Origin of the sequence: Nonomuraea indica (assembly GCF_002850745.1) — a bacterium.
Lineage (GTDB): Bacteria > Actinomycetota > Actinomycetes > Streptosporangiales > Streptosporangiaceae > Nonomuraea > Nonomuraea indica.
On record NZ_KZ559482.1, the window covers coordinates 95,798 to 112,789 of the forward strand.

Genomic DNA, 16,992 nt, shown 5'->3' on the forward strand with positions numbered 1-16,992 from the left:
CGGACGGATCGTCGGGCAGCCCCCCGAGACCACTCAGTGGTGCTACTCGGCGGACTTGGCTCGGCGGGAGCGTCGCCGCCCCCTGCCGGAAGTCTGACCGGCCTGGTCGTCCTCTGCGGGGACGTCATCAAGCGCACCGGTCACAGTATCACGACCGGCGGAGTCCTTCGCGGCGGAAACCTTGTCGGCCTTGTCGGCGGTCTTCTCGGCGACCGCCTTCTCGACCGCCATCTTGCCCTGCGTGCCACGCGGCTCGGACCTGGACTCCACCGGCTCCGTGGAGACGATGAGCCCGCGGCCGTTGCAGCACTCGCACGGCGTGGAGAAGGCCTCCAGCAGCCCCTGGCCGACCCGCTTGCGCGTCATCTGCACCAGGCCCAGCGAGGTCACCTCGGCGACCTGGTGCTTGGTCCTGTCGCGCGCCAGGCACTCCAGCATCCGGCGCAGCACCAGATCGCGGTTGGACTCCAGCACCATGTCGATGAAGTCGATGACGATGATGCCGCCGATGTCACGCAACCTGAGCTGGCGGACGATCTCCTCGGCCGCCTCCAGGTTGTTGCGGGTGACCGTCTCCTCCAGGTTGCCGCCCTGGCCGGTGAACTTGCCGGTGTTGACGTCGACGACGGTCATCGCCTCGGTCCGGTCGATCACCAGCGAGCCGCCGCTGGGCAGCCACACCTTGCGCTCCATGGCCTTGCCGAGCTGCTCGTCGATCCGGTACGACTCGAACACGTCGCCCTGCTCGCCGTCCCACTTCGACAGGCGCTCGGTCAGGTGCGGCGCGACGTACTTGACGTACTCGTCCACCGTCTCCCAGGCGTCCTCGCCCTGCACCACCAGCGAGCTGAAGTCCTCGTTGAAGACGTCGCGCACCACGCGGATGGTCAGGTCGGGCTCGGCCGAGAGCAGCTCGGGCGGGCTGGCCGACTTGGCCTTCTTCTGGATGTTCTCCCACTGGGCCGACAGACGGGCGACGTCGCGGGCCAGCTCGTCCTCCGAGGCGCCCTCCGCGGCCGTGCGCACGATGACGCCGGCGTTCTCGGGCATGACCTTCTTGAGGATGCTCTTGAGCCGCGTGCGCTCCTTGTCGGGCAGCTTGCGGCTGATGCCGGTCATCGAGCCGTCGGGCACGTAGACCAGGTAGCGGCCGGGCAGGCTGATCTGCGAGGTCAGCCGGGCGCCCTTGTGGCCGATCGGGTCCTTGGTGACCTGGACCAGCACCGACTGGCCGGACTTCAGGGCCGACTCGATGCGCTTGGGCTGGCCCTCCATCCCGGCGGTGTCGAAGTTCACCTCACCGGCGTACAGGACGGCGTTGCGGCCCTTGCCGATGTCGACGAACGCCGCCTCCATCGACGGCAGCACGTTCTGCACCTTGCCGAGGTAGACGTTGCCCACGTAGGACTGGCTCGCCTCCCGGTTGACGTAGTGCTCTACGAGCACGCCGTCCTCCAGCACCGCGATCTGCGTGCGGTCGCCCTGGCGGCGCACCACCATCATCCGGTCGACCGACTCGCGCCGGGCCAGGAACTCCGACTCGGTGATGATCGGCGGGCGCCTGCGGCCCAGCTCGCGGCCCTCGCGGCGGCGCTGCTTCTTGGCCTCCAGGCGGGTGGAGCCGCGCACGCTCTGCACGCCGTCGGCGGAGGTGTCGAGCGCGGCGGCGCGACCCGAGCGGGGCGCGCGGATGCGGACGACCGTGTTGGGCGGGTCGTCGGCGACCGGCTCGGCCCCCTCCTCGGAGCCACGGCGGCGACGGCGGCGACGGCGGCGCGAGCTGGAGACCTCCTCTTCCTGGGTCTCCTCGGCCGGCTCCTCGTCGCCGTCGTCCTCCTGCTCGTCGGAGTCGTCGGCCTCGTCGCGCTCGCGCTGCTTGCCGCGCCCCCTGCCGCCGCGGCGGCGACGGCGGCGGCGGCCGCCGCTCTCGTCCTCGTCCTGCTCGTCGGCCGTGTCGTGCACGTCCTCGTCGGTCTCGTCGACGGTCTCCTCGGGCTCCTCGACGGGCTCCGGCTCCACGCGGGCGGGCTTGGCGACGGGCGTGGCCTGGCTCGGGTCGGGCGCCTGGAACAGCGGCGCGAAGATCGCGGCCGGCCGCCGGATCGCGGCGCCGGGCTCGTCGTCCCTGCGCATCGCCGCCAGGCCGAACGGGTCGGCCAGCAGGCTCGGCCGGTCGACCTCCTCGTCGAGGTCCTCGCCCGCGGGCTCGTCGTCGAGCGGCTCCTCCTCCGGCAGCACCTCGACGATGTCGTCGCCCTCGGCGGCGGGCTGCTCCTCGACGGGCTCCGGCTCGGCCTTCTTGCGCGTGCGACGCCGCTTCGCGGGCGCCGCGCCCTCCTCGGCGGCCTGCTCGCCGCCGGCCGCCTGCGCCTCCGCCTGGGCCGCCTGCACGGTCTCGGCCGCGACGTCCTGCGTGGCGGCGCCCTGCCGGACGTCCTGCGGCGCGGCCTCCTCGGCGGCGGCCCGCGCGGTGGCGTTCCCGTCCGCCTGGGCGGCCTGCCCGGCCTCCTGAGCCACCCCGGTCGCCGCCTGCCCGCCGTCGGCGGGCTGCGCGGCCTCCTCCGCGGCCTTCCTGCTCGTACGGCGGCGCGGTGTGGTAGCCGTCGACCTGGTGCGCGTGGCCCTCTTGGGCTTGTCCTCCACGGCCGGCTCGGCGGCCCCGTCGGCGGCCGCTGCCACGGCGTCCGCGACGCCCGCCTCGGCGGCCACCTGCGCCACGGCCCCGGACACGGCGTCAGCCACCGAGTCGGACACCGCCGCCTCCGTCGGGCTCCCCGCGGCCGTTACGGCCTCGGCGGCCTCCGCGGCCGAACCGCCGGCGGCCGGACCAGTCGCGGCCGTATCGGTCGCGGCCGGACCAGCGGCCGTCGCGCTCTTCGCCGCGGACGACCTGGCGGACCTCGTCACGGGCGCGGCCGGCCCGGCCGGCTCCTCCACCGGCGCGGGCGACCCGGCGGGCCGCGACGCCCGGCGGCGGGTGGAACCCGTCGTCGCGGCCGGCTCCCCCGTGATCACCTGACCGCCTGTGCCCGCGGCGGGCGCCACGGTCACCGGGGCGGGCTCGTCGGGCACCTCGGGCGGCGGCCCGGCGGGCCGGCTGGCCCGGCGGCGCGGAGTCGCCGCAGACTGTTCTGTTGTTTCGCCGTCAGGGCCAGTGGCCCCGGCGTTGGGCTCGTTCTCGAGCATGCGGGCGCTCTCCCGTCAGCTCCCGGGCGCGTCGCCGCGCCGCGCAGGAGCTCTCGTGTTTCGTTGTCCGCCCACGCCCCCGTCAAGGGGCGTGGGCGCCAAGTCCTGTCAGCGGTCGCGCCTCGCTCTCGCAAGGCACTCCCTAACCGGCGACCTGCTCACTCGCCTGTCCCGGGTCGCCGCCGCGCGTGGTCTCGCGGTCAAGGCCGAACGGGTCGGCAAGCGCACCGGTGCTGGCGTCGAGCGGCCCCTGCGCCAGCCTGGTCACCTCAGGGGGGACCGGCGGCGCGAAGTCGGCCACAAGGCGTAGCCCCGTGAGCACGTCGTCGGGTCGAACGGCAGGCGTCATGTGCCGAACAACCATGCGCAGTATGACACACGACCGTCCGGGCACCTGAGCTGCGGTTCTGTCTGTCCCCTCGGGCGGTGTCCCCGCCACCGCGAGTCTCAGCACGGCCTCCCGCGCGTCGAAGCGGCGCGGCCCCTTCTTGGTGAGGCGCTCGACCTCCACGGCGCCGGCGGCGAGGAACTTCTCCACCGCCGCTCCGGCGAGCCCGGGATCGGCGCCGGGCAGGCGCACCTCCCACTCGGAGGCCTCCAGGCGGTCGGCCAGCCCTCCAGGGCCCGCCTCGACGACGTCGAGCACGTCGAGGCCGGGGGGCAGCGAGCCGTCCAGGTCGGCCCGGACGCGCTCCGGGTCGCACGGCGTCGTGACACCGAGCTCGAGGTATTCGGCTTCGCTCGCCACGCCGGTCGGCGCGGCGCCCGCGTAGGAGATCTTCGGGTGGGGCGAGAAACCCGCGCTGTAGGCCACCGGAATGCCGGCACGGCGGACCGCCCTCTCGACGGCCCGCGAGATGTCGCGGTGACTGGTGAAGCGCAGGCGGCCGCGCTTGGCGTAGCGCACACGCAGGCGCTGCACCGTCGGCGCGGGCGGGGGCCCATCGGGAACAGGTTTCAGAGCTTTGTCGTCCTTCCCGTGTCAGAGTGTCTTCGTTTCAGAATAAGCCGCCCCGCCGTCTGGTCGGCTCGGCACGTGTACGGCGAGACACCGCGCAGCCACCGAGCGCGCCCGGACGCCCGCTAGACGACCGTCAGCGGAAGGAGCTTGCGGCCCGTGGGACCGATCTGGATCTCGGTGCCCATCGTCGGGCAGACGCCGCAGTCGTAGCAGGGCGTCCACCGGCAGTCCTCGACCTCGGCGCCGGACACGGCGTCCTGCCAGTCCTGCCACAGCCACTCGCGGTCGAGCCCCGCGTCGAGGTGGTCCCACGGGAGCACCTCGTTCTCGGCCCGCTCGCGCACGGTGTACCAGTCGACGTCGACGCCGGCCTTCTCGGCGGCCGACATCCACCGCTCGTAGGAGAAGTGCTCGCTCCACCCGTCGAAGCGCCCGCCGTCCTCCCAGACGGCGCGGATGACGGCGCCCACCCGCCGGTCGCCGCGCGAGAGCAGGCCCTCCACGATGGACGGCTTGCCGTCGTGGTAGCGGTAGCCGATGGCGCGGCCGTACTCCCTGTCGCCGCGCAGCGAGTCGCGCAGCGCCTTGAGCCGCCGGTCGACGGTCTCGTGGTCGGCCTGACCCGCCCACTGGAACGGGGTGTGCGGCTTGGGCACGAAACCGCCGATGGACACGGTGCAGCGGATGTCACGCGAGCCGGTCGCCTCGCGGCCCGCCTTGATGACCTTCTTGGCCAGGTCGGCGATGCCGAGCACGTCCTCGTCGGTCTCGGTGGGCAGCCCGCACATGAAATAGAGCTTCACCTGCCGCCACCCCTGGGAGTAGGCGGTGGTGACGGTGCGGATGAGGTCCTCCTCGGTGACCATCTTGTTGATCACCTTGCGCATCCGCTCGGAGCCGCCCTCGGGTGCGAACGTCAGGCCGGAGCGCCGCCCGTTGCGGGAGAACTCGTTGGCCAGGTCGATGTTGAACGCGTCGACGCGGGTGGAGGGCAGCGACAGCGAGGTGTTGGTGCCCTCGTAGCGGTCGGCCAGCCCCTTGGCCACGTCGGCGATCTCCGAGTGGTCGGCCGACGACAGCGACAGCAGGCCGACCTCCGTGAAGCCGGACTCCTTGATGCCGTTCTCGACCATGGCGCCGATCGTGGTGATGGACCGCTCGCGCACCGGCCGGGTGATCATGCCGGCCTGGCAGAACCGGCAGCCGCGCGTGCAGCCGCGGAAGATCTCCACGCTGAACCGCTCGTGCACGGTCTCGGCCAGGGGCACCAGCGGCTTCTTCGGGTAGGGCCACTCGTCGAGGTCCATGACGGTGTGCTTGTGGACGCGCCACGGCACGCCCGGCCGGTTGGGGGCGACCCGCTTGATCCGGCCGTCGGGGTGGTAGTCGACGTCGTAGAACTTCGGCACGTAGACGCCGCCCGACTCCGCCAGCCGCATGAGCAGCTCGTCACGGCCGCCGGGCCGGCCCTCGGCCTTCCACTCGCGCACGACCTCGGTGATGGCGATCGCGATCTGCTCGCCGTCGCCCAGCACGGCCGCGTCGAGGAAGTCGGCGATCGGCTCCGGGTTGAACGCGGCGTGCCCGCCGGCCAGCACGATCGGGTCGTCGTCGCCGCGGTCGACGGCCAGCATCGGGATGCCGGCCAGGTCGAGAGCGGTCAGCATGTTGGTGTAGCCGAGCTCGGTGGAGAACGACAGCCCCAGCACGTCGAAGGCACGCACCGGCCGGTGGGCGTCGACCGTGAACTGCGGCACCCCCTCGGCGCGCATGAGCGCCTCCAGGTCGGGCCAGACGGCGTAGGTGCGCTCGGCGAGGGTCGCGGGCAGCTCGTTGAGGATCTCGTAGAGGATCGCGACGCCCTGGTTGGGCAGGCCCACCTCGTAGGCGTCGGGATACATCAGCGCCCAGCGGACGTCGGCCGCGTCCCAGTCCTTCACGGTCGAGTTGAGCTCACCCCCCACGTACTGGATCGGCTTCTGCACCTTGGGCAGCAGCGCTTCCAGGCGGTGGAAAATCGACTCGACAGGCATATGTCAAGGGTAGCGGCGCGGGCAAGGTGGCGGCGACGCGCCGTCACGTCAGGTGAACGACTGCTCGCGGATCCTGATCGACTGCAACAGGCCCACCGCGATGAGGTTGGCGAAGGTGGCCGTGCCTCCGTACGACACGAACGGCAGCGGCAACCCCGTGATCGGCATGATCCCGATCGTCATGCCGATGTTGATGAACGTCTGGAACGCGAACCAGCACACGATCGTCCCGGCCGCCAGCGTGCCGAACCGGTCGTCGCACCTGCGCGCGATCTTCAGTCCGCGCAGCAGCACCACCCCGAGCAGCAGCACGATCGTCACCGAGCCGAGGAAGCCGAACTCCTCACCCGCCACCGTGAAGATGAAGTCGGTGTGCTGCTCCGGCACGAACCTGCCGGTCGTCTGACCGCCCTCGAACAGCCCCTTGCCGAACACCTGCCCGGAGCCGATGGCGATCAGCGACTGCGTGCTGTTGTAGCCGACCCCGCGCGGGTCCACCCCGGGGTCCACGAACGCCGTGAACCGCGCCACCTGGTACGGCTCCAGCATCTGGAAGGCGAACACCGCGAACACCCCGGCCCCGGCGGCGAGCCCGAGCAGCGCGATCCACCGCTTGCGCACCCCGCTGATCACCAGGGCGCCGACCACGATGACCCCCAGCACCAGCGCGGTGCCGAGGTCGGGCTGCGCCATCACCAGCCCGATCGTCAGCGCCGAGAGCACCAGGGCGATGACCACGTCGAGGTTGCGCGGCCGCTCACCGCTGTCCGCCGGCTGGGCGAGCAGCATGGCCAGCATCAGCGTCAGCCCCAGCTTGGCGAACTCCGACGGCTGCACCGCGAAGCCGCCGCCGAGCAGGATCCACGAGTGCGACCCGTTGATCGTCGCGCCCAGCGGCGTGATCACGAGGACCAGCCCGATGACGCTGAGCAGGTACACCAGCGGCGAGTAGGCGCGCATCGCCCGGTGGTCGACCGCGGTCGTCACCACGAACAGCCCCGTCCCGATGAGCAGGTTCAGCACGTGCTTCTTGACCAGCCCGGTGGCGCCGGGCGCCCACGTCCGGGTGGACGACCACACCAGCAGCGTGCCGATGACGCACAGCGCGGCCACCGCGACCAGCAGCACCCCGTCGAGCCGCCACACCGGCGACTGCGCGCCGACCGCCCGCCGGGCGAACGACCGTCGTCCCCGCGTCACCGCGCCGTCCGTCATCCCCGCGCCACCGTCCCGTCGGGCCTGAAGACCGGCAGCACGTCGACGGGCCTGCCGCCCGGCAGCACGGCGGGCCGTTTGATGCCGTAGATGCCCTCGTAGATCTCCCGTACGGCCGGCGCCGCGGCCTGGGACCCCATCCCGCCCTGCGAGATCATGGCGACCACCACGAACCGCGGGTTCTTCGTCGGCGCGAACGACGCGAACCACGAGGTGTCGGCCTTCCCCCACACCTCGGCCGTGCCGGTCTTGCCGCCGATGCGCACCTTGTCCATCGGGAACCCGCTGAACGCCCCGGCCGCGGTGCCGTCGGAGGCGACCTCACTGAGCGCGTTCTTGATGTAGACGCGTTCCTTCTCGTTGATCGGCAGCTTCCCGACGACCGGCACGTCGTACGTCTCGACGACCGTCCCGTCGGGCCGCACCCGCGCCCACCCGATGCGCGGGCTGCGCAGCTTGCCGTCGCTGACCAGGGCCGCGTACGCGCGGGCGAGCTGCAGCGGCGTCACCAGCACGTCACCCTGGCCGATGGAGAAGTTGGCCGAGTCGCCCGGCCGCAGCACGAACCCCTCGGTGCAGTTCTCGTGCGCCAGCCGCTTGAGGAACTCCGCCCGCGCCCGGTCGGTCACCTCGGGGTAGCCGGTCTGCGCCCGCTTGCAGTTGGTGGCGCTGGTCAGCGTCCACATCTCCTTCTTCCACGCCCGGTCGGGGATGCGGCCGGCCGACTCGCCGGGCAGGTCGACCCCGGTCGGGCTGCCGAACCCGAAGCCTCTGGCGGTGTTGGCGAACACCTCCTTGACCGTCTTCTTCGGGTTGCGCCCGCCGTCGCGCAGGTACTGCTCGTACGCCGCCCGGTAGAAGATCGTGTCGCACGACTTGACCAGCGCCGTGTGCAGGGTGAGCGTGCCGAGCCCGATGCCGCGGAAGTTGTTGAACGCCCGGTCGCCCACCATGTAGGAGCCGGGGCAGCCGTACTGCCCGTCGATCGGGTAACCGGCCCGCAGCATCGCCGCCACCGACGACACCTTGAACGTCGATCCCGGCGCGAACTGCCCGTTGATGGCCCGCGACACCAGCGGCTTGCCCGACTTCTCCGACATCAGGCGCTGGTAGGCGCCCGCGGTGATGCCGCCGGCCCAGATCTCCGGGTCGTACCCGGGCGCGCTGGCCAGCGCCAGCACCCGCCCGGTGCGCGCGTCGAGCACGACGGCGGCACCGCCGTCCGCCCGCGGCGCGCTCTTCATGGCCCGGTGCAGCGCCCGCTCGGTCACCTCCTGCAGCCCCGCGTCGATGCTGGTGATCAGGTGATCGCCGCTGACCGGCCGCACCTCCTGCTCCAGCCCGATGGGCTTGCCCATCCTGTCGACCTGCACCCGGCGCTGCCCGGACTTGCCGCGCAGCGCCTCGTCGTAGACCTGTTCGAGGCCGTCGCGCCCGGCCAGGTCGACACCGGAGTAGGCGGCCTTCAGCCCTTCGCGCTTCTCCAGCTCGGCCTCGGTGACCGGCTGCAGGTAGCCGAGCATCTGGGCGCCGGCCCGGCCGAGGGGGTACTGCCTGACCGACTGGATCTCGGCGGTGATGCCGGGGAACTCCTCCTGCCGTTCGAGGATCTGCAGCGCCTCGCGGGTGTTCGCCTTCTCCTCGATCGGCACCGGCTGGTACGGCGAGCCGGTCCAGCACGGCTGCGACACCGTGGGCCCGCACGGCCTGATCCGCTCCTGCAGCTCCTTGAGCGGCTTGCCGAGCACCGCGCCGAGCTTGCGCAGCACCCCCACCCCGCGGTCGGGGGTGCGCAGCAGCGCCGTCCGGTCGACCGACACGACCAGCGAGGTCTGGTTGCGCACCAGCGGCCGCCCGGAGGAGTCGAGGATCTGGCCCCGCACCGCGGGCACGATCACCGTGCGCGTCCGCGTCTCGGCCGCCCTGGTCACGAACTCCTGCCCGCGCACCACCTGCACCTGCCACAGCCGCACGGCGAGCACCACCAGCAGCGTCAGGACCAGCACGTGCAGGATGAACAACCGGGTCCTGATCCTGATCATGTCGCGTACCCCGGCCTCGTCGTCCGTCCCGACAGCCACATCACGACCGGGGAGAGCAGCAGCGTGTAGGCGATCGTGAGCGGCACCTGGTCGGTCAGCGTGGCGACCGTGACCCGCGGGTCGGAGATCAGCCCGCCCAGCCCCGCCGCCAGCAGCGGAGCGAGGATCACGCCGGCCATGACGGTGGTGACGACGCTGCCGCCGAGCCCCTGCCCGGCCAGGTAGCCGACGACGGCGAGCACGAACGCGTACTGTCCCAGCAGATGCGCCGTGGGCGGCATCACGTCCGCCAGCAGCCCCGCGCAGAACCCGATCACGGCGCCGGCCGCCGGCCCGCGCGCCATGGCCACCCCGATCACGGCCAGGACCACCAGGTCCGGCGTCACCCCGCCCGGCAGCGACATCCGGTTGACCACCATGACCTGGACGAGCACCGTGGCCAGCACGATCAGCGCGCCTGTCATCGCCCTCCCTCCCCGCGCGACGCCCGCCCGCCGTGCGCGGCGGGCCTGACGGTCTCTCCGGAGTCGCGGACCGGTGGCCGCGCTGCCGCGCCCCCGCGCGCGGCCGGCCGTGGCTGCGCCCGCCCCGCCTCGCCCGGAGCGACCGCGCCGGCCGGCGGGGAGGTGACTCCGCCGTCACGGGGACGGGCCGAGGGCCGGACCGAGGGCCTTGCCGCGGGCCTTGCCGCGGGCCGGACGGACTGCTGTTCCGCGTCGGGCCTCCGGACCGCTCTCGTCGAGTCCCGTCCCGGCGCCACTCCCGCGCCCACCGGCTCCTGCCCGTCGTCCTCACGCCCGGACGTGGCTCCGGGCGTCCGCGACTCGCTCTCCGGCTCACCCTCCGGCGCCGGCGCGGACGGCTGCCTGGACGGCTGCACAGGCGGCTGCGCAGATGGCTGCACGGGCGGCTGGACGGGCGGAGCGGTGCCGCCCCGGCGGCCGCGGGTGGGACGCAGCGCGGCGTCGCGCGCGTCGCGCCGCGGCGCGACCACACCGCGCTTGGGCGGGCGCGCGGCCTCCGTCAGCTGCTTCCTCGGGTCGGGCTTGGGCGGCAGCACCGCGTCACGGGGATCGCGGGCGGGCGCCCGCACCACCACGCCCACCACGTCCAGCGCGGTCAGGTCGGCGTACGGCCGGGCGAAGGCCACCCGCGTCAGCTCGCCCGGCGTCGCCTCCACCCGCTCGATCACGCCGATCGGCACCCCCGGCACGTACGGCCGGCCGTACTGCGAGCCGAAGCTGACGATGCGCCCGCCCGGCGCGAGCGGCGCCGACGCGTCGAGCAGCTTGAACCGCAGGAGCCGCCCGTTCTCGCCCACCCCGTGGACCACGCCGATCTCCTGGCCGCCCTCCAGCCTCGCGCCCGTGGCGGAGCCTCGGTCGCTGATGAGCACGGCCGTCGCGGTGTCGGCCGTCGCGCTGATGACGCGGCCGATCAGCCCGTCGCCGTTCAGCACGGTCATCTCGGGACGGACGCCGTCGGCGGTGCCGGCGTCGATCTGGATGGCCTCCTCGAAACCGGGGCTGCCGCGCCTGGCGATCACGTTGGCGGTCACGACCTTGTAGCCGCCCCTCCCGGCCAGTCCGAGCATCCGCTTGAGCTGCTCGGAGCGGCCGGTGTCGAGCTCCTTGGCGATGAGGGAGGTCCGCAGCCGGGCGTTCTCCAGCTCCAGGCGTTCGATCTCGTCATGGGCGGCCGGGGCGTTGGCGACGGCACGCAGGAACTCGCCGAACGGGCGCGTCACCGACCCCGCGGTCCGCTCGACCGCGCCGAAGATCCAGGTGCCGGCCGCGCGCAGCGGCCCGAACGGCGAGGCGGCGCCCAGGCGATGGTCGACGGTCAGGATCACGAGGGCGGCCGTCAGCAGGATGCCGAGAGTCAGTCTGGCGCGGCGGGAGTCTCTCATCAGTGCCGCGACTCCGGCACGAGGACCTGCTGCAGCGCCTCGAACTCCTCGACGCATCTGCCGGACCCCAGTGCCACCGAGTCGAGGGCGTTCTCGACCAGGTGGACGGGCATGCCGGTCTCGGCCTTGATCCGTTCGTCCATGCCCTTGAGCAGGGCTCCGCCGCCCGTCAGGGCGATCCCCCGGTCCATCAGGTCGCCCGACAGCTCGGGCGGGCACCGGTCGAGCGTGGTCTTGACGGCGTCCACGATGGTGTTGACCGGCTCCTCGGTGGCCCTGCGGATCTCCGCCGCCGACACCACGACGGTCTTGGGCAGCCCCGTCACCAGGTCACGGCCGCGGATCTCGGCGTGCGCCTCGTCGCCGGCGGACCACGCCGAGCCGATCGCCATCTTGATCTCCTCGGCGGTGCGCTCGCCCAGCATGAGCGAGAACTCCTTCTTGGCGAACGTGATCACCGCCTGGTCCAGCTCGTCACCGCCGACCCTGATCGACTGGCTCGTCACCACCCCGCCCATCGAGATGATCGCCACCTCGGTGGTGCCGCCGCCGATGTCGACCACCATGTTGCCGGTGGGCTCGTGCACCGGCAGCCCCGCCCCGATGGCCGCGGCCATCGGCTCCTCGACGATGTAGACCTTGCGCGCCCCCGCCTGGTAGCCGGCCTCCTTGACGGCCCGCTGCTCGACACTCGTGATGCCGCTCGGCACGGCGATGATCACTCGCGGCTTGGCGAAGTGGCGCCGCCGGTGGACCCGCTGGATGAAGTAGCGCAGCATGCGCTCGGTCACGTCGAAATCGGCGATCACACCGTCCTTGAGCGGCCGGACGGCCACGATGTTGCCCGGCGTGCGACCGATCATCCGCTTGGCCTCGATGCCGACTGCCACGATCTTGCCCGTGGAGGTGTTGATGGCGACGACGGACGGCTCGTTGAGCACGATGCCGCGGCCTCGCACGTACACCAACGTGTTGGCGGTGCCGAGGTCAACGGCCATGTCACGGCCGAGAAACGCGAGCTTGCTGCCCATGGGGAACGGAGCCTTCCGTGTCGTACGCCTTTGACTACGGACCGAATTCGAATCGTAACGTGACGTACCCACCAGGACCCGCAATGAGCCCACGCGCCCCTCAAAAATCCTGCCGCCTCTGCACCAAGCCCGTTTTGCCCGATATGCGGGCTAAAAGCACGATGCCCGCCCGGCAGCTACGGCCAGGCGGGCATCAGGCGACGGCGCGGCGGGCGAACCCGCGCGGCGCGCGGGCCTAGAAGCGGTCCGGGAAGAAGATCTTGATCTCTCGGGCGGCGGACTCGGGCGAGTCGGAGCCGTGGACGACGTTCTCGCCGATCTCCAGGGCGTGGTCACCGCGGATGGTGCCCGGAGCCGACTTCACCGGGTCGGTGAGCCCGGCCAGGGCGCGGAAGGCCTCCACAGCGCGCGGCCCCTCGAGCACCAGCGCGACGAGCGGGCCGGAGGTGATGAACTCGACGAGCTCGCCGAAGAACGGCCGCTCGGAGTGCTCGGCGTAGTGGGCCTTGGCCGTGTCGACGTCGAGGGTGCGCAGGTCCATCGCGACGACCTTGAGGCCCTTGCGCTCCACGCGGGCGATCACGTCACCGATGAGGCCGCGCTTCACCCCGTCGGGCTTGATCAGGACAAGAGTGCGCTCGGACACTTGAGGTTCTCCTTTGAACGGGTCTGGGGGTCGCGGATGCGGCTACGCGCGCCGGGGAGCCTCCGTCTCGGGGGCCGGGAACGGCTCTGCGGCTCGGAGCGCCTCGATCGCCGTAGCTGCGGCTCAGCTTACCGCCCCACGGCCGCCGGCCCGCGTACGCGGGCTCAGGCCCTCCAGGAACCCGTGTCCGCCGCGCGCCCTCGGCACCGGTGGGCCCGCCCCTACGGCGTTCCGCTGTCCTCCGGAGACCCCGCCTGCGGCGGAACCGGCGGGACCGGCGGGACCGGCGGGACCGGCGGGACCGGCGGAACGGCTGGAACCGGCGGAACGGGTGGAACCGGCGACCCGGACGAGTCCTTCGGACGCGACCGGTCCGGCCGAGGGGACGGATCCGCCCGAGGGCCCGGCTGTCCTTCCGGAGCGGCACCCGGCGGCATGGGCGGCGGACCCGACGGAACGCGCGGGACAGGACCGGTGTCCTCTCCTGACGACCCGCTGCCCTCCCGCGCGTGTGCGTCCGCCTGCTCTTCGCCCGCCTGCCCCGCCTCGGCCTCTCGCTGCCCGACGTCGGCAGCATTCCGCCGCACGCCTGCATCCGCCACGCCGGCCACGGCCCCGCCATCGGCCGCCCCATGCGCGGAGTCATCCGCTGCACCGGCCGCGGGCTCCTCGGCCGCCCCAGGCGCGGGCTCAGTCGTCGCGTCCCTGCCGCCGCCCACAGGAGCGGACCCGCCCTGCCCGACCGGATCAGCAGGCGCCGCGGGCCCGCCGCCCACACCCGGCCGCGGCCCGGCGCCCTCGGCCGTGGCGGCGCGCCGGGCCAGCAACGCGACCAGCACGATGATCGCCACGACCAGGAACCCGCCGATCAGCGCCCACAGGTGCAGCGCCCCCACGAACCTGTCCACCAACTCCTGCGGCGACCTGACCCCCTGCAGCAGCGCCATCTGCACGCCCGTGCCCAGCAGGTAGCCCGCCAGCACCCCCGGGAAGCACAACGCCACACCGAACAGCGCCGCCCCGAGACCGGCCTCGCGCAGAGCGGCCGTGAGTGCCACGGCGGCGCCCACCGCGAGCAGCGCGAACGGCACGACCAGCACCAGCCCGTCAGGGTCCGGCACCACGACCCGCACGGAGCTCAGCCCCAACACCATCGCCAGCAGGCCCAGCGACGTCAGCCACCGGCCGCCGTCGGCCGCGAACAGGCACACCAGCACGGCGGCGGCCACCGCCAGCAGCCCCGCGACGCCGAACGGGATCCACAACCCCTTGAGCCCCGGCCCGCCGAGGCCGCCCATCTCGATGAACGTCACCTGGGCGATGCTGGGCAGCAGCACCACCCCCACGGCCACCATCGTGCAGGCCGGCGTGCGCCCCTCCGCGGTGCCGGCGGACGCGAGCGCGAGCAGCGCCACGATCGCCAGCGCCGCCACGAGGATCACCAGCTGGGCCTGCCAGTCCTGGCTCGCGGTGCTGATCGCCGCGACCGCGATGCCGGTGGCGGGCACGGCCGCGAGGAGCAGCCGGTTGCGTTCGCGGGGCTCGGGCCGCGGGGCCGCCTGACGGCCTCGCAGCAACCAGACGACGAGGTAGGCGGCGGCGAGGGCCAGCGCCACGCCGCTCACCAGCGGGTACGGCTGCAGCGTGACCTTCCAGTCGTTCACCCCGTCGAGCGGCCACAGCGCCAGCGCCTGCGCGCCCAGGAGGCTCAGCGCGAGCACGCCCGCCCACAGGGCGCGCAGCAGCGGCGGGCGCTCCCAGACGGCGACCAGCGTGGCGGGCACGAGCAGGCCGGCGCCGATGCCGTGCAGCACGCGCATGACGCCGACGATGAACGTCGAGGCGGCATAGCCGCCGGAGGCGTCGGCCAGGGCGAGCAGCAGCAGCCCCGCGATCACGAGGTGGGGCGCCCTGACCCGGGCCAGCGCCACGGCGGCCAGCGGCACGGTCAGCATCATCGCCGGCAGGGCGAGGCCGTGCGCGCGCATGAGGCCGAGCCGGTCGAAACCGTCGGGCAGCAGGTCGCCGACGATGGAGACGGTGTTGGGGATCGAGACGATCGCCAGGGGCAGCGCCGCCACGACGAGCAGCGCGAGCACGGTGTCGAGCAGCCAGGGGAACCTGACGCTCTCGGCGGGTCCCGTGACTGACTGGTGCGGGAACCGCTGAATCGGGGGGACGGCCATGTTCGCCGACTTTAGCGGGAAGTCACGCCCTCGACACGGCGAGCGACGAATATCGCCGTGATCCACAGCGCGGCGAAGATCCCACCGAGGAAGAACATGGCCGGGACCAGGAACCCGGTGGCGATCGCCAGCACCTGCGCGAGCGTGCCCAGAACGTAGCCGACCGGCTTCTTCAGCAGCCCGGCCGACACGACGCACAGCACCGCGAGCCCCGCGCCGGCGCACACGGCCAGCACCGGCCGCACCCCGCCGACGGAGATCGCGACGGGGATGGTCAGCGCGGCGACGATGGACTCCATGCCGAGCACGCTCGCGCCGAGCCTGCGCATGCCGGGAGTCACCTGGAATCCCATCAGGCGCCCTCCGCCTTGAGCAGGAGGCGGGCATCGCCCGCGGTCACCACCGAGCCGGTGATGAACACGCCCGTGCCGCTGAACTCACCCTCGGCGTCGGCGGCCGCGATGGCCCTGTCGATGGCGTCGTCCAGCCGCTCGACGGCGTGCACCCGGTCCTCGCCGAAGATCGGCTCGGCGAGCTCGGCGAGCTCCGCCGCGCTCATCGAACGCGGCGAGGAGTTGCGCGTCACGACCACCTCGTCGAGAACGGGCTCCAGCAGCTCCAGCAGCCCGTCGACGTCCTTGTCCCGCATCGCGGCGACGACGCCGATCACCTTGGCGAAGTCGAACGCCTCGTGCAGCGCCTCGATCGTGGCCTGCATCCCGCCGGGGTTGTGGGCGGCGTCGACGACCACGGTCGGGTTGCGGCGCACCACCTCGAGCCTGCCCGGCGACGACGCCTGCGCGAAGGCCTGGCGTACCAGGTCGACGTCGAGCGGCTCGTCGCCGCCTGTCAGCGCCTCCACCGCGGCCAGCGCGGTGACGGCGTTGCTCGCCTGGTGGGCGCCGTACAGGGGGAGGTAGACGTCCTCGTACACCCCCTTGAGCCCGCGCAGCGTCAGGAGCTGCCCGCCCATGGCGATCTCACGGGCGAGCACGCCGAACTCCAGCCCCTCACGCGCCACGACCGCTCCGACGTCGGCGGCGCGGCGCATCAGCACCTCCGCCGCCTCCAGCTCCTGCTGGGAGAGCACCGCGGTGGCGCCGGGCTTGATGATGCCCGCCTTCTCCCCCGCGATGCTCGGGATGTCGGGTCCGAGCCGGTCGGTGTGGTCGAGCGAGATGGGCGTGATGACGGACACGGTGCCGTCGGCGACGTTGGTCGCGTCCCAGGAGCCGCCCATGCCGGCCTCGACGACGGCGACGTCGATCGGGGTGTCGGCGAACGCCGCGAACGCCATGGCCGTCAGCAGCTCGAAGAACTGGATGCGGCGGCCCTGCGTGTCGGCCAGCTCGACGTACGGGATGATCTCCTCGTAGACCTGCGCGAACCGCTCCTCGCTGAGCGGCTCGCCGTCCACGGTGATGCGCTCACGCATCGAGACCAGGTGAGGGCTGGTGAAGCGGCCCACCCTCAGGTTGCGCTCCTTCAGCAGCGCCTCAGTGAGCCGCGCCGTGCTCGTCTTGCCGTTGGTGCCGGCTATGTGAATGACCGGATACGCCCGCTGCGGCGAGCCGAGCAGATCCATGAGAGCCGCGATCCTGTCGAGCGTCGGCTCGAAGTCCCACTCGACGCCACGCTCCATGATCGCGCGTTCAACCGCACGATAGTCCACACCTCAACCCTACTGACCGCCGCGACCGGTCCCGCCCCGGGGCGGGGGCGACCCCCCGAAAACAGAAATGGGGCCTCACCCGAAGGTGAGACCCCATTTCCAAAGATTGTC

At 72.7% G+C, this 16,992-nt stretch carries 12 protein-coding genes; all 12 read right to left on the reverse strand.

Annotation, left to right across the window (positions count from 1 at the left end):
* Positions 1-42: 42 nt before the first annotated feature.
* The 12 genes from CXR44_RS32150 to CXR44_RS32205 all read right to left on the reverse strand — a co-directional run bounded on the left by CXR44_RS32150 (position 43) and on the right by CXR44_RS32205 (position 16,851).
* The gene (locus CXR44_RS32150) at positions 43-2,754 is read right to left on the reverse strand and encodes an Rne/Rng family ribonuclease (protein ID WP_425437460.1); all 2,712 of its coding nucleotides are present in this window, start codon (positions 2,752-2,754) and stop codon (positions 43-45) included.
* Positions 2,755-3,328: 574 nt separating this feature from the next.
* Positions 3,329-4,108 carry a TIGR03936 family radical SAM-associated protein gene (locus CXR44_RS32155; protein WP_101789903.1) on the reverse strand — a complete coding sequence of 260 codons (780 nt, stop codon included), beginning with the start codon at positions 4,106-4,108 and terminating at the stop codon, positions 3,329-3,331.
* A 161-nt stretch (positions 4,109-4,269) separates the two neighbouring features.
* On the reverse strand, positions 4,270-6,180 hold the full coding sequence (locus CXR44_RS32160) for a TIGR03960 family B12-binding radical SAM protein (protein WP_101789904.1): 1,911 nt from the start codon (positions 6,178-6,180) through the stop codon (positions 4,270-4,272).
* A 48-nt stretch (positions 6,181-6,228) separates the two neighbouring features.
* Complete coding sequence (gene rodA / locus CXR44_RS32165) at positions 6,229-7,395, reverse strand: rod shape-determining protein RodA (RefSeq protein ID WP_101789905.1); 1,167 nt, start codon at positions 7,393-7,395, stop codon at positions 6,229-6,231.
* On the reverse strand, positions 7,392-9,437 hold the full coding sequence (gene mrdA, locus CXR44_RS32170; RefSeq protein ID WP_101789930.1) for a penicillin-binding protein 2: 2,046 nt from the start codon (positions 9,435-9,437) through the stop codon (positions 7,392-7,394). The genes rodA and mrdA overlap by 4 nt, the downstream gene beginning before the upstream one ends.
* On the reverse strand, positions 9,434-9,901 hold the full coding sequence (gene mreD / locus CXR44_RS32175; protein ID WP_101789906.1) for a rod shape-determining protein MreD: 468 nt from the start codon (positions 9,899-9,901) through the stop codon (positions 9,434-9,436). The genes mrdA and mreD overlap by 4 nt, the downstream gene beginning before the upstream one ends.
* The gene (mreC, locus tag CXR44_RS32180; protein ID WP_101789907.1) at positions 9,898-11,346 is read right to left on the reverse strand and encodes a rod shape-determining protein MreC; all 1,449 of its coding nucleotides are present in this window, start codon (positions 11,344-11,346) and stop codon (positions 9,898-9,900) included. The genes mreD and mreC overlap by 4 nt, the downstream gene beginning before the upstream one ends.
* A complete protein-coding gene (gene mreB / locus CXR44_RS32185; RefSeq protein WP_101789908.1) occupies positions 11,346-12,377 on the reverse strand; it encodes a rod shape-determining protein in 1,032 nt (343 codons plus the stop codon). Before mreB ends, mreC begins: the two co-directional genes overlap by 1 nt.
* Positions 12,378-12,612: 235 nt before the next feature.
* Positions 12,613-13,023, reverse strand: coding sequence for a nucleoside-diphosphate kinase (gene ndk, locus CXR44_RS32190; protein WP_101789909.1), 411 nt, complete (start codon positions 13,021-13,023; stop codon positions 12,613-12,615).
* Between the two features lie 221 nt (positions 13,024-13,244).
* Positions 13,245-15,209: a hypothetical protein gene (locus CXR44_RS41840; protein ID WP_101789910.1), complete on the reverse strand. Its 1,965-nt coding sequence runs from the start codon at positions 15,207-15,209 to the stop codon at positions 13,245-13,247.
* An 11-nt stretch (positions 15,210-15,220) separates the two neighbouring features.
* Positions 15,221-15,562, reverse strand: coding sequence for a DUF4233 domain-containing protein (locus CXR44_RS32200; protein ID WP_101789911.1), 342 nt, complete (start codon positions 15,560-15,562; stop codon positions 15,221-15,223).
* Complete coding sequence (locus CXR44_RS32205; RefSeq protein ID WP_101789912.1) at positions 15,562-16,851, reverse strand: bifunctional folylpolyglutamate synthase/dihydrofolate synthase; 1,290 nt, start codon at positions 16,849-16,851, stop codon at positions 15,562-15,564. Before CXR44_RS32205 ends, CXR44_RS32200 begins: the two co-directional genes overlap by 1 nt.
* Positions 16,852-16,992: the final 141 nt, after the last annotated feature.